The sequence below is a fragment of the Polystyrenella longa genome, from assembly GCF_007750395.1.
Lineage (GTDB): Bacteria > Planctomycetota > Planctomycetia > Planctomycetales > Planctomycetaceae > Polystyrenella > Polystyrenella longa.
The window spans coordinates 5,986,672-6,001,718 of sequence record NZ_CP036281.1 but is presented as its reverse complement, the minus strand read 5'-3'; the positions used below and the strand labels follow the sequence as shown (position 1 = coordinate 6,001,718).

Genomic DNA, 15,047 nt, shown 5'->3' with positions numbered 1-15,047 from the left:
TCCCTTTATAATACGGAGAAAACCTGATGCTTACTACCTGATATTCGGCGATTTTAACGAACAGTGAACAAACAGTCCGGTAGGTTTCCTTGCGAATCTGCTCAAGAGGGACGAAAGTAGGCCCCGACAACCGATGTGAGACGACATGAAATCAGCGAGATGAATAACAGCGACTAAATTGGGAAACAACGTGAACAGGAAGGGACCGATGACAACTCAGGAACTGACTGGCAAAGTAGCTGTGGTGACCGGTGGCGCGAACGGAATTGGACGAGCCACAGCGAAATGGCTCGCTCGACGGGGGGCCAAGGTCTTCATCGGCGATGTGAATCTGTTGGACGAGAACCAACAGGACTTCGCCGATCTGAATATCTCTGAACAACGATGCGATGTACGAATCGAAGCGGACGTGCAGGGTTTGATCGAACAGGCCGTTCGGGAATCGGGGCGACTGGATATCCTTGTGAATAACGCTGGGATCGGTATGGTGAAACCGATCACGGAGGTGACTGAAGAAGAGTGGGACGCCTGCATGGGCGTCAATTTAAAAGGGGCTTTCTTCGGCTGCAAGCACGCCATTCGCCAGATGCAGCGAAATGGAGGTGGCGCCATTGTAAACACGGCGAGCAACGCGGGGCTCTTGCCCCGACAACATGACCCGGTTTATTCGATCAGCAAAATGGGATTAGTTGGAATGACGAAATCGCTGGGACTCTGTCATGCGAAAGACAATATCCGCATCAACGCTGTCTGCCCTGGCCCTGTTTGTGAAACAGGAATGATGAACGCTGACCTTGCCCAGTCGAATGATCCCGAGGCGATGGTACGAGGTTTCATCAACGCCTCTCCTCTCGCCAAGGCCAACAATCGTATGATCACACCGGAAGAAGTGGCTGAAACGATCGGTTACTTGGTCAGCGACGCGGCCCAGTTTGTCACCGGCACGATGATCGCCATTGACGGGGGCAAATCTCTGGGTGTTAGCCAGAGTTAGGCCTTGCCTCGGAACGGTTTAGACAGAGTCTGTGCGTATGAAAGTGATTCGGTTTTTCTCCGAATGAGCTGAGGTTCGGCGGAGAGGGCGATCTATTCCTCCTCTCGAATAAACAGACGAAAACGTATGGAAATCCAAACATAGCCTAGACCTTTTTTCACAGGCGCGGTACTTTGGCTGTGCCGTCTTTTCAGCAGATTGGTTGGATTCTAAGCCCAAAACCAGCTCAGAGGTGTCGGTGTCGCCGTATCATTTCACGAGGACGTTCGTCTTCAACGGCACTCAGACACAGGTTTTCATCACGTCTCTGATTCCAGCCGCTCCTGGCATTGTCGGAGAGAAGGTTCCCACGGGAAATGCGCGCCATTGGTCCGTTTTCTGTCGCATTTTACTCCGAATTCACCCCAGTCATGGGAACCCGTCTATGAGCACATCATCCTCACCCCGGACTCAGTGTCCTCACTGCCGCAAAGTCATGAAGATCAAATCCGAAAGCCTGTTCGGTCGACGGACTAAATGCCCTCAATGCAGTGAGAAGTTTGAAATACAACCCGTCCGCAAGAAATCTCGAACGCAAAAACCAGCGACTTCCACCAGTGAAATGACGGCGGATGAAACCTCCAACTGGCTGGAAGACTTCAGCGAACTGGAGCAACCCCGTCAACAACGTTCTTCGGGTCAACGATCAAGTCGTACCGCCTCTGAAGAAGAGGACTACGGATTTGGCGATACTTTGCCAGCCCCGGTTCCTCGGCGACGTCGCTCTTCCTCTGATGGTGAGGCATTGCCCAAAAAGAAAAAACGCCCGCCTGAGCAGAGGCGTCGCCGACAACCAACCGGCCCCTCTCCTTTCGTGCAGTTCCTGGCCTGGGCGGGTGGTAGCTTCGCGGGTGGCTTGGTGGGCGCCGTCCTTTGGGCCGTGATTGCCTACTTCACTTGGCGTGAAAGTGCCTTTATTGCCTGGGCTGTGGGAGGGCTTACTGGTATGGGAGCCCTCGTGGCGGCAAATGCCTGTGGAGAGTCTCAGGGCTTCGGCTCCGGCTTAACGGCTGCCTTCATGTCACTGGTTGCCATTTTCCTCGGAAAAGTAATGGCCTTTACCGTGATTTTTGGAGGTGACGTCGTCCTGTCTTCCATCGTCGCCGTGCTTTCGGTTGGGCTATTCGATGGGCTGTTTATTCTACTCGCATTTTTTAGTGCCTACCGCGTGGGGGCGGGCCTTAGTGGCGATGAACCCGGCTATTAAAGCGGGATCTACATTAAAGTGATCCAAGGTCATATCGATTCCCCAATCAAGACGGGCATGCGATCGTGTCGGGTCATGATTCGGTAGTAGTGAGATGCCGGTGCAGTGATGACATAAACACGACGGGCAACGAGTACCCCTCTGATCCCTTCGTTGACCGTAAACCAGATCCCTTTGTCGCAACACAGGGTGGCAACAATCTCTACGGATTCTGGTTGACGTTCGGACCAGCATCCTGCATCGAGCGATTCCCGTGGGCAATACCCTGCCCAGGGGAGAATGCTGAGTTGCCCCTCAGTCCAAACAGGGAGACAGGGAGAACGCTGCTTAAATGAAAAATGATATTCCAGGTCACCACTCCCACGACGGAATGCAGATAACCCGCTCTGGTTGATGAGAGCTTCCGGCAGTTGACGCCAGGTAACAGAAATGATGTCGCACATAGGGGACCTTAAAAACACATTTTTCCAGATACGTCACAGATCTCGTAATTGTTCGCCTCGTCTCCGTAAAGATCATTCACTTCGAGGGTGTCACCACTGCGAATGACAAACCTTCCCAGTTTGGTGTTTACTGCTTCTTTGAGTTGATCGATCGCCGAGGGTGCGCGTTGTTTGAATAATGATTTTTGAACTAACCCGTGAGGCGTTAAACGATCAGCGATTAAGTGCATATAAGAAACGCATTGATCCAGGGGCATACAGGACATCATCTGCTTGGCCGCACCGAGGAGATCCCCGGAATCGGAAGTCGGTTCTTCCAGTTTTACTGTCTGGCCCCAACCGGTATGGTCTTCAAACTGAATCGAGAGCGTGAGTAAATGAGTATGCAACTGCGCTGCGTTCAACGCTTCCGAGAGCCGCTCTATGTTGCGGGTTAACCAGCCGGTGATTTTGTTCCAGTCTTTTGACTTGTGTCCAATCGACCCTCCTCTGGAAATCGCTTTGTGGGTCGGTCGGCGCGTCACGATGGGACAAACGGATTCGCCATGCAGTTCGTACCAGAGAGCCTCTCCTTTAACCGTTAACAGGTTCCGGATTTTGATACGGTCAGCCTGGATGAAGTCGTAACAAGTGTGGATTCCCTGGGCCTGTAGTTTCAGGTTACTCTTCCCACCCACTCCGCAAAGTTCCCCGACAGGTTGCGACTTTAGAAAATCATCATCCGAGTTCAATAACACACGACAACCATAAGGCTTTGCGGTATCGGAGCCGAGCTTGGCGAGTGTTTTTGATGGGGCGATCCCAATGGAAACCGGAATCCCCACCTTTTCGCGAATCTGTTCTTGCAAGCAGTAGGCTGCCTTTTCCATGGAGCAGTTATAAATCCGGGGAAGTTGGTTTGCATCGAAGAACATTTCATCAATGGAGTAATACTCAACAGAGGGAGACACGGTTTTGAGCAAGTCCAACATCCGTTTGGAGACCACTTCATACCAACGGAAGTCTCGTTTAACGAAGACCGCGTGAGCCGAATATTTCACCGCCTCCCAAATGGGCATTCCCGTCTTAACCCCATCCGCTTTCAGCTCATAGCTCTTGGCGATCACACACGCCCCCTGGTTGCCAAGAACCCCGCAGGGCACGTTCTGCAAATGGCTCCTGCGTACTCGTTCCGCCGAGACGTAAAAGCAGTCAGAATCGACATGGCCAATCAGTTTTGTGTACATGCGAATATATTCGACACAATCTCCTTCCTGGTAAAGTGTTCAGGTACGTGTTTCTGGAGATTTCCGAAATATTTAAATCCTGATTCGGTAATAGGCACGTTGAAGCAAGGCAGGTTTTGGTGACACAAAACTTACGTTTTCAGACCGATTCGTGTTCTCCAGGAGACGAGGAGAATAGCTTTCTGTACTTAAAAAGTACGTCCAGTCTCGAGCTGAATCGATTACGGAAACCAACCCGGATGCCGGATCGTAAGTGCAGGATGTTTCGCCAACCGTTCGAAAAGACCTGTTACTCGAATTGAGAATTGGTACTCTATTAGGTGGAGTGATATTCACTCTTCACCTCATTAGCCCGGATGCACTTCTTATTTCAGGACCGAAATTATGTTGGACGGAATTCGCTGTTTTGCTGCTCTACTGGGATTGGCCGGTTGGCTGACGTGGGGAGCTACAGCTTCGCTGATGGCCCAGGAAGAGGTCACTGTCGAATCGTTGATTCAGGTCGACCCTGTGTTTTATCTTTCTACGGATGGTCTGGAACAGCATCGCGAGGCGTTTGAACAAACGGCGGCCTACAAAGCCTTTTATGAATCGGGAATGGTCGATGCTGTTTTTAAACTGGTCGACCAGTTTGGTGAAGAAGGCCAGTTGGCGAAAGAGGTTGGCCAGCATCTGCTCGACCATGGAGCGAGCATCGCCGTCAATCTGCCGGAACCGGGACAGCTTCCCATCCCGCGCGTGACGGTCGTCCTGCCCGAAGCTGCGGGTTACCACGATCAATTGAAATCATTGGTAATACAGTTCCTCGAACAAGAAGAGCTTCCTGTTGTTCAAGAAGAAATCGAAATCGAAGGCCGTACGGTCTTTAAATTGATCGCTCCCAAACCACCACTGGTAGAAGCCGCTTTATGGAGCGAGGGGAATCATCTTGTCCTTGCCGTCGGAATTGGGGCGGCGCACGCGACAATTAAAGTCGCCGAAGGAAAAGTGGGCGACATCACTAACAGCCGTTGCTGGAAGGAATACATCGTCCCTGCCGCAGCAGAGAATCCGATGGTCTCCCGATGCTGGCTCGACTTTGCTCAAATCCGTACGAACTACGGACAGATCCCCATCCCTGCACCGGACGAAAAAGGTTTCATCACGGTAAATCAGTTCCTGGAAATCATAGGGCTGCATGAATTCGGCGCGGCAATCATGTTCAGTTCGCTAGCGGGAGAAGAAACCGTTCGGAGTTTTGTGATCGAAGTTCCCTCCCCCTCTCAGGGAGTGATGACCTTCTGGGATCCGGCCCCTCTGGAGCTCGATCAAGAATTTACTCTACCACCGAACCTGATCATGTTTGGCGCGAACAGCATGGAATGGAGTCGCATTTATGCAGCAGGCTGGAAGATCGCAGATGGCATGGTGTCACACTTGAACCCGGCAGAGCTACAGGAATTTCGCGAGCTAAAAGCACACGTGCCAGAGATCATCGGCTTTGATCCTCAGGAACTTCTCGGTTGTTTAGGAGGAGGGACCTATGTCTGTTTATCCGCTTCTCCCGGGATATTTTCGATCCCGAATGCCTGGATCCGCCAGAAGGTGGAGGATGAAGAAAAACTGAAACAGATGCTGGCGATGTTAGCTGAGCGGATTGAACCTCTGTTGATCGAAGCTGAAGGCGTCGTGTCCATTCGTCAGTCCGTTATTAATGACAAAGAGGTGATGACCTTCTCACTGGCGGGGGCATTTACTCCTTCCCTGGTTGTTTCTGATGGTTGGTTAATGATCTCCTCGTCAACTCAGGGGCTAAAATCCTACTGGCTGCGGGAACAGGGAAAACTCCCAACCTATGAACCCGAACCCCGCACTGCGGCCCGCTTGAAGAATCTTCCCGAAGGCACGATCTCTTACGGAATCACGGACCCCACGTTTTCTTATCAGCAGTTGCTGTCGGTCATTCCGATGTATATTGGAATTGGGCAACAGGCGTTAATTAAAGAAGGTGTTCTGCCACCGGATGTACCGTTGCCCGACTTTCCGCCAGTGGAGTTGGTGACCCAACATATCAAACCAAGTTTTACGGTCGTCTGGCGTGATGAGGAAAAACTGTACGCCGAAACTTATTCAACTGTTCCCGAAGTTTCGCTGGGCGTCGCGTCCGGAAGTATTATGGTGGCTCTATTACTGCCCGCAGTCCAACAAGCCCGCGAAGCGGCTCGACGTGTGCAGCTACGACAAGAGATGCAAGAGGGATACGACCTGGAAAACGGCCCCCTCGAAAGACGGGAAAAGGAATTAGATCGTCCCGAACCTCGTCCCCGTCCGGGAAAACCACGGCCGTTACCTCTACCTGCTCCCGAGCAATAGCGGATGAATTAAAAAAGAGGTGGCGACGGTCACCATCATCAACAGGAGTCGGAAGAGTGCAAGCTGTTCCGACTCCTCTTTTTTTTGTTCCGGTCGAATTCGTTCTCAGAAATAAGGGAAGACTGTCTCTCGCCTGCTGAATCGAGTACGCTGAATAGGAACAAACCGGAGAAACTGTCTCCGGTAGATGATCCTCTTTGCGCCTCCATTGATAAAGGTGATTTGATAATGAAGTCACTGCGATTCGTTCGCCCGTTCCCGATCTCAACCGTCAGCTTCTCGTCGGCCACGTTGTTCAGCCTGGCTTTGCTTCCTGCACTGTTTCTGGCGAATGCCGCGTTGGCAGCCGACGCCGCTCCCCTGAAAGTGGGAGCCTACGCAATGGACATTACGCCGGAAAATTTCCCCATCTCTTCTGCCGGCAGCTTGCGTGCCCGTATGGTAAAAGGGGTGCATGATCCACTCCATGCTCGCTGTCTCGTCGTGGATAACGGGAGTACTGCTGTTGCCTTCGCTGTTTGCGATCACTGCATGATTCCCCGTGAAATTATGGACGAAGCCAAAAGCCGGATTGAAAAAACAGTCGGCATTCCTGCGAAGAACATTTTGATTTCAGCGACACATACGCACACAGGCGTGACCGTCACTCCCGTCTTCGAAGCCGAAGTCGACGAACCTTATTGTGATTTTCTTACGGACAAAATCGTCGAAGGAATTGCCGAGGCATGGGAACGACGCCAACCGGCACAAGTTGGTTACGGTTCCGGTCACGATGCCACTCAGGTCTTCAATCGCCGTTGGTTTACGACGACGGAATACACGAACCCTTTCGGTGTCACGACGGATAAAGCGAAAATGAATCCGGGAGGAAATATCGATGCGCTGATTAACCCGGCCGGTCCCATCGATCCGGAAATTGCTTTTCTCTCGGCACAGACTCCCGATGGAAAACCGATCTCTGTGCTAGCGAACTATTCGCTGCATTACGTCGGTGGCATTCCAGGTGGATTGCTGTCGGCCGATTATTATGGTGAATACGCCACCCGTCTCGCCGGGATGCTGGGAGCGGACGGAGAGTTCGTCGGCATTATGTCGAATGGAACCAGCGGTGACATTAACAACATCAACTTCCGTCTGGGATCCACCCCTCGACGCGAACCCTTCGAGCAGATTCAGATCGTCGCTGGTTCGGTCGCCTCTGCAACTAAAACTGCTTATGAAGAAGTGGAATATCATTCTGCTCTGCCCATTGATGTCCGTGAGACGGAAATCGAATTGGGTGTCCGTAAACCTACAAAAGAAGAAGTCGCCCAGGCCAAAGCTTATATTGCCAGTCAGGAAGATTCCTATAAAGCCATCGAAGGAGTCTACGCGAACGAGACCGTTTATCTTGCCGACTTCCCGGATTCCGTGAAAGTCAAATTGCAGGCAATTCGTATCGGGGATCTCGCCATCGTGAGTACTCCCTGCGAAACATTCGCCGAAACCGGTATCGCGATCAAGGATCAAAGCCCTTTCAAACAGACCTTCGTGATGGAACTGGCCAACGGTTACAACGGCTACCTTCCCACGCCGAAGCAACATGAGTGGGGTGGTTACGAAACCTGGCGTGCCCGTTCGAGTTATCTGGCCACCGACGCGGAACCTAAAATTCGTACCGCGTTGCTTGGTCTATTAAACGACCTCGCGGAAGAAAAGTAATTGGAAAACCGAAGGTAAGAAAGATGCGTTTATTGTGAGACGAAGGGTAGGGAGTATCTCCGGTCGATTTCGTTGTTGATGCTTTAGTGTCGCTACGCGACCCAGGCAACGCTGACGCGATTGTCTGGGCCACCCTTCCCTTAGCTCTCTCTCTCTCTCTCTCTCTTCGGGTGCCATTGCTGGTTCGTTCAGCAGTGGCTTTATTAACGAAGTCATTGAGGACTGAGTACTTCATAAACCAACCCCATTTCGTCATATCACTGAAACTAAAAGCCCATGATATCCCGATTGTCCACCACGCTGGCTTGTATCGGTCTTGCGACTCTGTCTCTCTTCACGAGCGATCTTTTCGCCGCCGGTCGCCCCAATGTGATTCTGATTCTTACAGACGACCAGGGCTCAGTTGATGCCCACTGTTATGGTGCCACCGACCTGGTGACTCCCGCCTTGGACCAGTTGGCGAAGGAGGGAACCCGGTTTACTCAGTTCTATGCTGCGGCCCCGGTTTGTTCGCCTTCTCGCGCGGGGTTTTTGACTGGCCGCGTACCGCAACGAGCGGGCGTACCGGGGAATGTCTCTTCGTCACACGGTCATGGAGGCATGCCGGCCGAACAGGTCACCATTGCCGAGATGTTTCAGCAATCAGGATATCGAACCGCCCACGTGGGCAAGTGGCACCTCGGTTATGACGAAGAAACGATGCCCAACAGCCAGGGATTTGATTACTCCTTCGGGCATATGGGAGGATGCATCGACAACTACTCTCACTTCTTTTACTGGCATGGCCCCAACCGGCATGACTTGTGGAAGAATGGTGAAGAGATCTTTCGCGATGGTCAGTTCTTCCCCGATCTGATGGTCGATGAAGCGAAGACATTCATCCAGACCGAAGATGACCGCCCTTTCTTCATGTACTGGGCAATTAACGTTCCTCATTATCCATTACAAGCGACGGAGAAATGGCGGAAGGTGTATGCCAACCTCGAGTCTCCTCGCGATAAGTATGCCGCGTTCGTTTCCACCATGGATGAAAAAATTGGCGAACTGCTGCGATACCTTGATGAACAGAACCTGCGAGAAGAGACTATCATTGTTTATCAGTCCGACCATGGTCACTCTACCGAGACGCGTGCGTTTGGTGGTGGCGGAAGTGCGGGTCCTTATCGTGGGGCCAAGTTCAGTCTGTACGAAGGGGGAATCCGTGTACCGGCGATCATTTCGTGGCCCGGCCAGTTGCCCGAAGGAGCCGTTCGCGACCAACTCGCCACCGGTTGCGACTGGTACCCGACCATCCTCGACCTGTGTGGCATTCCTCAGCCTGAACATCAACTGGATGGCAAAAGCCTGACGAACTTGATCCGCTCTGAGGAGGCTGCTTCACCCCATGACGTCTTTCATTGGCAACAGAGAGATCAATGGGCGGTTCGCAAAGGAAATTGGAAACTGATCGCGAACCCGCGAGACACTTCTCTTCCGCAAGAGGAACAGCCGAATGCTCCGATTGAGGATCGAGTTCTCTATGACCTTTCGAAAGATATCGGCGAGCAGCATAACCTCGTCTTCCAGCACGCCGACCTAGTTCGCGAATTGGAACAACTGCACAACTCATGGAGTGCAGAGTTGGCCGGCGATAAAAACTAAATCACCATTCTGAAATTGAAAAAAACGATAATTATGAATCCGGTACGTCTCGTCCTGAGTGGTTTCTGTTTATTAATGCTCTGCATATCCGTAGGTGTCGCGGCAGAGCCTGCCGAGTTGCCGCTTGATTGGGAGTGGGTGGAAACACCGTTTGGAAAACCTGTCGTCGATCGCGGTCCGGAGGGGGCTTGGGATCATTACGCGGTGGATAACCCGTATGTTTATGCTGAAGACGGCAAGTATTATTGTTTTTTCGAAGCGCAGGACATTCCCGGTTCCCAACCCGACTGGCATGAACGGATCGGCCTGGCGATTTCAGAAGATGGACTTAATTGGCTCAAGCAGGATGCAACCAATCCGATTTTGAAGGAAGGCCCCGCAGGAGCGTGGGACAACCCCATCACCAAACTTCCCGCAGGTGTCGTTAAACGTGATGGACTTTATTACCTCTTTTTCTCTGGCCGCAACAGCGAGGCGAAACAAGTCGGCGTGGCCACAGCCAAACAGCTGACCGGCCCCTGGACGAAATCGAAGGACAATCCGGTCTTGCCTCGACGCGTTGGGAAGTGGGATCAGTTCGTCACCACGCATCCCTCTCCCGTATTCCAACGCGGAGATGAGTACTTCCTGCTTTACCGAGGCATGAAGGGTCTCTTCTTCGACGAAGCTGTGGGCCTGGCCGTCAGCAAAGATTTGGTTCACTGGGAACGCGCTTCCGAATCCAACACTCAACCCGTGATTCCCGTCAAAGCAAACGTTCGGTCTCTCGCAGCCGCAGAAACCTCCGCGGGTTATGTGGGCATTTCCCAGCCTGAAAAATTGACCGAACGGCGGTACTGGCAATCGAACGATTTAGTCAACTGGGAAGCGGGACGGTCCATCACGATCAAAGCCTCCGTCGCCGCTGAAACCTTATCCGCTCCATTCCAGGCTAAAGGTCAGTGGATCATTCTCTACGAGCAGAAAGACCGTATCTACCGTGCCGTACTGACACCTCCGGACGGTAATCAGGAATGATTCCGCTTACAGCCTTCAGAAGACGAGTGAACTACTAAGTAATCTGAGTACAGTAAAATAAGGACTATTCGGAATCGTCGAAAAAGAAAAACGTGATATGAGACAAAGATCATCACTCATCTCAAGACGTCTCGGTTCCGCAGTTGCCGATAATGTCCTCTTGATAGTTGCTGTATTCGGACCGGCGATATATCTATTCTCGAACGATGATCACGTGGCTTACTTCAACTTCTCTCTGATATTGGGTTGGTGGATCTATTTCGCGTTTCTTGAGAGATCGCCTCTGCAAGGGACGTTATTCAAAAGGTTAAACAACTTCCAGGTAACTGACCTTCATGGAAATCGGGTAGGAATCATTCGCGCAACGGTCCGACACATCGCTCGAATATTAACCTTTTTTACCTTTATGCTCGGTTATTTAACCATTACCTATACGAGACGGAACCAAGCCTTGCACGATTGGATCAGCGGCACGGTGGTCGTTGATATCCATCCCGAAGTAGAGGACGAACTCGACTTCGATTCAGAAAAACCTGTTACTCCAACGGTGCATTATTGAAGTCGAAGTTCAATTCACGACGTACACTGGAACCAGTACAAAATGATTCAGAAAATCTCCCTACTCTTTCGTCGCGTCGTTTCGGCTTTCTTCGATAACTTTTTTCTGTTCATCGTGACTTACTTAGTTTCGATTTTTCTGTTCCCAGAAACATTCATATTCGGAGAGCGGGAATGGACGGAAGAGCAACGGATCGCGTTCACTTATCGGTATTATTATTTCATTGCCTGCTGGTGGGTGTACTATGCCTTTCTGGAGCGATCGCGTCGGCAAGGGACGTGGGCTAAGAGTATGAATAACCTGCAAGTCACCGACCTCCACGGAAATCGCATCGGCCTGTTGCGGGCGACCGTCAGGCACGGGGCTCGCTTGGTTACCTTATTGACATGTCTGCTCGGCTATCTGACGATACTCTTTACCAAACGAAACCAGGCCCTGCACGATTTGCTAAGCGGCACCATGGTCGTTGACCGGCACCCTCCAGAAGAGGAATTTGATGATTCTGAACTCGAGATTATGCCAATAGAACCTCCCCTCTGATTCAGAGCAACTTCATTGCGAACTGTTTTCTTCCCAAGTGCATTTTAGTCTCTAACTGCAAACAGAGTTTTTCATGTCTGATACTGATCTTAATCCTTCCGAACTGTGGACGGCGCTGCGAAATTCGATCGAAGATCGGGACATGCAGCGACTGGCATTTCTGTGCGAGAAATACGAAGAGTCCATTAAAGCCCATTTCGTCGAATGGCAATCCGTTCCTCCCGAGGTTCGGCAGGACCGTGTACAGCGAGAGGCCTACGCCGAATCCCTCGTGACGTTGGCCCAGGTGTTTGATCGTGCGGGCAAACCGGAGTTGCTGGATGCCTTGCAGAAACAGGACCCGCAAAACCCGGTCGATCGGCTCGACGACCAACTGGAAGATGCCAAGCGGCTGATCAATCAGAAAGAGTATTCGTCCGCTATAGCTCTACTGGAGAGCATGATCACGGAGTACGACAATATGCTCGGTACCCCGGTTCAGGAAGGTCTGGCCCGCATTCACGGGTTACTCGGCGTCACCTGGGCGCTTTCCGATGAGCTCCCGCACGCCATTCTGCACACCCGCATCGCCCTGCAGCATTGCCGCGATCTGGGTGATCAGGAAGGGATCGACATTTACACTGAAAGCCTCGAAAAAATGGAAAACCTGCTCGAAGAGGGGTGAACCTGAAAAGGTGAAAATCGGTCCAATATACCGGTAATACAGCCACAATTGAGCAGCAGGCCCGATTACCCCGCCCCTCCCGCTTGACAGAGCCGGGCGAGCGTGATAATTTCCGAACGTTCCGACCCCAAAGGGGTTTGAACGCCCAATTTCGGGGGATTAGCTCAGTTGGGAGAGCGTTTGGCTGGCAGCCAAAAGGTCACCGGTTCGAGCCCGGTATCCTCCACTCGATCCCGATTTATAGCCCACTTGCGATTTATCGTAAGTGGGTATTTTTATTGATCTTGTATCATGCCTTCCGCTGATAAACGCACTTCTGCTACCAGATAAACCCCGATTTTGCCCCCGATTTCAATCCCGGTTTGGCTTGCAACAACCCCGATTTCGTATAACTTGAGAGTTCACCGGAACATTCTCATCGGAGACAGAAATCGTGGCGACCTACGCAACCAAACAGCTACCTAAACTTAAGAAGGGTGCATGGAGACCGAGGATTGGAAAGACCCATAAAGGTAGGGAAGTGGAGTTCATTGTTGGACGTCCCGCTGACACCTCTGAGAACGAAGCGAAGCGTCGAATAGATTCCATTAAGAGCCTCTATCGCAATCAGTGTGATGAGCAAGGTGTTGACTACTGGAAGCCGATCTCACTGACCTACGCTCGCAAGATTGCACGAGGCGAACAAAACCCTTTAATTTATAATGTCTCCCACATGGGTAAGCGGGATCAATATCATGCAAGCGAGGACTTTTTCATCTTCCGCCAGCTTCAACGTGTCGGCGTAAACCTCGTTGCCGATGATCCTTTTGCACTACAGCGTGGTGAAGCGGTCGTAAAGCAGTTGTTTCAAGAGCAGATCGACAAGGCAGTTGCTCAAGCGATTCGTGATGTTCGATCCAAGTACCCAGAACTCGATGAACCACCAGTCGTTCCAGATGATCCATCGACCGCTGAGCTCACGACTTTTCATGAGGCACTTAGGCAATTCCGGCAATATCTGTTGGAAACCTCACCAAAGACAGAGGCGGGACAGTTAATCGACAACCGGCGAAAACGTCGAGACCAAGCGAGGTGGTTGATCGAGACTCACGATGACATACCACTTTGGCAACTCAATAAAACCGAGTGCCAGAAACTCGTATCATATTGGGGTAATCGTCCTGAAACCAAGAAATCGAAACGCTGTAGTAATTCACACTCGAAACATATGATTGCTTGTCTGACTGCTTTTTTCGAGTGGTGTGATGAATCTGACTTGCGTTGGAATAAACCCAAAGGAAAACTTGATCGAACGATTTTGAAACTGCCGCAGGACAAGAAAAACAACGGTTTCGGACAGATCGGTCCTGAGACATACAAGGTACATCAACTTGCACAACTTGCAAAGGCAGCCGATAATCAAGGAAAATTGATTCTGGGATTGTCTCTCAATTGTGCCTTCGGTGCTGCCGAAATTGGTCGAATTACAGCCGAATGTTTCTTTTCAGGCGTACATCCTCACGCTGAACTATTAAATCTCGATAGCACACCCGATGACTGGTTTTGTTATTTTCGTTGGAATCGACCCAAGAGCGACGTGTATGGCGAGTGGCTGTTATGGGAGGAGGTCATCCCTCTTGTGGAATGGGGAATTGATCGAGCAAAAAATGTCGGTCAAGATCGGCTAATCTTGTCGAAGCGAAACCGACCATTCTACAGAGATCATGCCAAGAATAAGCAAACGAGTTTCGCTAATTGGTTCAATGCTCTGAGAAAACCATTCTTATCTGATGATTTTCCGGCTCATCCGTTTGGCACCCTCCGAGATACTTTACCCTCAATTTTACGGCACGAATACTCTCAGGAGATTTCGTCGGTATGTCTCGCTCATGGTGAGACAGGCTCCGACAGCCTTATCGAATGCTATACCAGTCGCCCCTTTGGCAAACTTCACACTGCCATCAGGGAGTTGAAGGGAAAGTTTCAACCAGTTCTTGACGAACTTGTCGTAACATGAGTGAACTTTCCAGCTTTATTGAATCGTACCAGTCCATTACGGCAGGTACGTAGGAGAAAAGAGAAGAGGATCCTTAGTCTCGTTAAACTCATCTCTCGCTTCGAGAAAGTACTGTGCCCCCTCTTCACACAAACGATGCCAATGTTGAGTATAGGAATTTTCAGAAGTTCGTATAAAACCGATCCGCCTCCCACGAATGGCTCGAAGTATGTCCCATTAGTCCTTGGAAATCTTTTGACTATTTGCTTCGCCTGTAACCGCTTACTGCCTGTCCATTTTATTAAGACAGGTGAATAACTCCTTCCGACGTTGTTCGGATCGCTCCAGAGTTCTGACAATTCCACGCCGAAAAAAGCAGCCACCTTTTCGAGGTCGCCTTTTGATCGGTGGACCGGTCGAACCAGATCTTGATGGCAGAGGCGGCGAAACCATTTATAGCTCACCCCGATCCTCTCCGACGCCTGCTTTTGCGTCAGCATCTCTCTCCGGAGACGCTCTCTGAGATTGCGTTTGAATGAGTGTTGTCGGTGTAAATTCATGCAAAGACAGCTATTATCTTTTGTCTTTTACTCTTGAGCCGTTGTCTCTACCACCTGATTCTATACAAAGCGGCATCCCTAACACACTGAAAGGCAAAGTGAATAAGATATAAGTTTTATCCTCAAAAA

At 51.0% G+C, this 15,047-nt stretch carries 13 protein-coding genes and 1 tRNA gene; 11 read left to right on the top strand and 3 right to left on the bottom strand.

The genetic code is table 11. From position 1 onward, the window contains the following. Window positions 1–208 precede the first annotated feature (208 nt). Together Pla110_RS21975 and Pla110_RS21970 are read left to right on the top strand one after the other, a co-directional pair. A complete protein-coding gene (locus tag Pla110_RS21975; protein WP_144999290.1) occupies window positions 209–994 on the top strand; it encodes an SDR family NAD(P)-dependent oxidoreductase in 786 nt (261 codons plus the stop codon). A 424-nt stretch (window positions 995–1,418) separates the two neighbouring features. Then, on the top strand, window positions 1,419–2,240 hold the full coding sequence (locus tag Pla110_RS21970) for a zinc ribbon domain-containing protein (RefSeq protein WP_144999289.1): 822 nt from the start codon (window positions 1,419–1,421) through the stop codon (window positions 2,238–2,240). 29 nt (window positions 2,241–2,269) lie between these two features. Here Pla110_RS21970 and Pla110_RS21965 read toward each other — a convergent pair whose 3' ends face one another. Both Pla110_RS21965 and Pla110_RS21960 read right to left on the bottom strand, forming a co-directional pair. Next, a complete protein-coding gene (locus tag Pla110_RS21965) occupies window positions 2,270–2,683 on the bottom strand; it encodes a hypothetical protein (RefSeq protein WP_144999288.1) in 414 nt (137 codons plus the stop codon). Between the two features lie 8 nt (window positions 2,684–2,691). Further along, complete coding sequence (locus tag Pla110_RS21960; RefSeq protein WP_144999287.1) at window positions 2,692–3,909, bottom strand: DNA polymerase Y family protein; 1,218 nt, start codon at window positions 3,907–3,909, stop codon at window positions 2,692–2,694. A 384-nt stretch (window positions 3,910–4,293) separates the two neighbouring features. Between Pla110_RS21960 and Pla110_RS21955 the strand changes: the two genes are divergently transcribed. The 9 genes from Pla110_RS21955 to Pla110_RS21915 all read left to right on the top strand — a co-directional run bounded on the left by Pla110_RS21955 (window position 4,294) and on the right by Pla110_RS21915 (window position 14,379). After that, window positions 4,294–6,261, top strand: coding sequence for a hypothetical protein (locus Pla110_RS21955; protein WP_144999286.1), 1,968 nt, complete (start codon window positions 4,294–4,296; stop codon window positions 6,259–6,261). Between the two features lie 228 nt (window positions 6,262–6,489). Then, entirely contained in the window at window positions 6,490–7,962 is a 1,473-nt protein-coding gene (locus Pla110_RS21950) for a neutral/alkaline non-lysosomal ceramidase N-terminal domain-containing protein (protein WP_144999285.1), read from the top strand. Window positions 7,963–8,238: 276 nt separating this feature from the next. Next, window positions 8,239–9,603 (top strand): sulfatase-like hydrolase/transferase, encoded by a 1,365-nt coding sequence (locus Pla110_RS21945; RefSeq protein WP_144999284.1) that lies wholly within the window; start codon window positions 8,239–8,241, stop codon window positions 9,601–9,603. 33 nt (window positions 9,604–9,636) lie between these two features. After that, window positions 9,637–10,620 (top strand): family 43 glycosylhydrolase, encoded by a 984-nt coding sequence (locus Pla110_RS21940; protein WP_144999283.1) that lies wholly within the window; start codon window positions 9,637–9,639, stop codon window positions 10,618–10,620. Between the two features lie 97 nt (window positions 10,621–10,717). After that, window positions 10,718–11,179: an RDD family protein gene (locus tag Pla110_RS21935; protein ID WP_144999282.1), complete on the top strand. Its 462-nt coding sequence runs from the start codon at window positions 10,718–10,720 to the stop codon at window positions 11,177–11,179. A gap of 42 nt (window positions 11,180–11,221) precedes the next feature. Then, window positions 11,222–11,719 carry an RDD family protein gene (locus Pla110_RS21930; RefSeq protein WP_144999281.1) on the top strand — a complete coding sequence of 166 codons (498 nt, stop codon included), beginning with the start codon at window positions 11,222–11,224 and terminating at the stop codon, window positions 11,717–11,719. 73 nt (window positions 11,720–11,792) lie between these two features. Beyond that, the gene (locus Pla110_RS21925; protein ID WP_144999280.1) at window positions 11,793–12,383 is read left to right on the top strand and encodes a hypothetical protein; all 591 of its coding nucleotides are present in this window, start codon (window positions 11,793–11,795) and stop codon (window positions 12,381–12,383) included. A 153-nt stretch (window positions 12,384–12,536) separates the two neighbouring features. Further along, window positions 12,537–12,609 (top strand) — tRNA-Ala (locus Pla110_RS21920). A 294-nt stretch (window positions 12,610–12,903) separates the two neighbouring features. Then, the gene (locus Pla110_RS21915; protein ID WP_144999279.1) at window positions 12,904–14,379 is read left to right on the top strand and encodes a hypothetical protein; all 1,476 of its coding nucleotides are present in this window, start codon (window positions 12,904–12,906) and stop codon (window positions 14,377–14,379) included. On the opposite strand, the gene Pla110_RS23240 is transcribed toward Pla110_RS21915, so the two are convergent. After that, entirely contained in the window at window positions 14,346–14,858 is a 513-nt protein-coding gene (locus tag Pla110_RS23240) for a DNA adenine methylase (RefSeq protein WP_197440388.1), read from the bottom strand. The genes Pla110_RS21915 and Pla110_RS23240 overlap by 34 nt on opposite strands. Window positions 14,859–15,047: the final 189 nt, after the last annotated feature.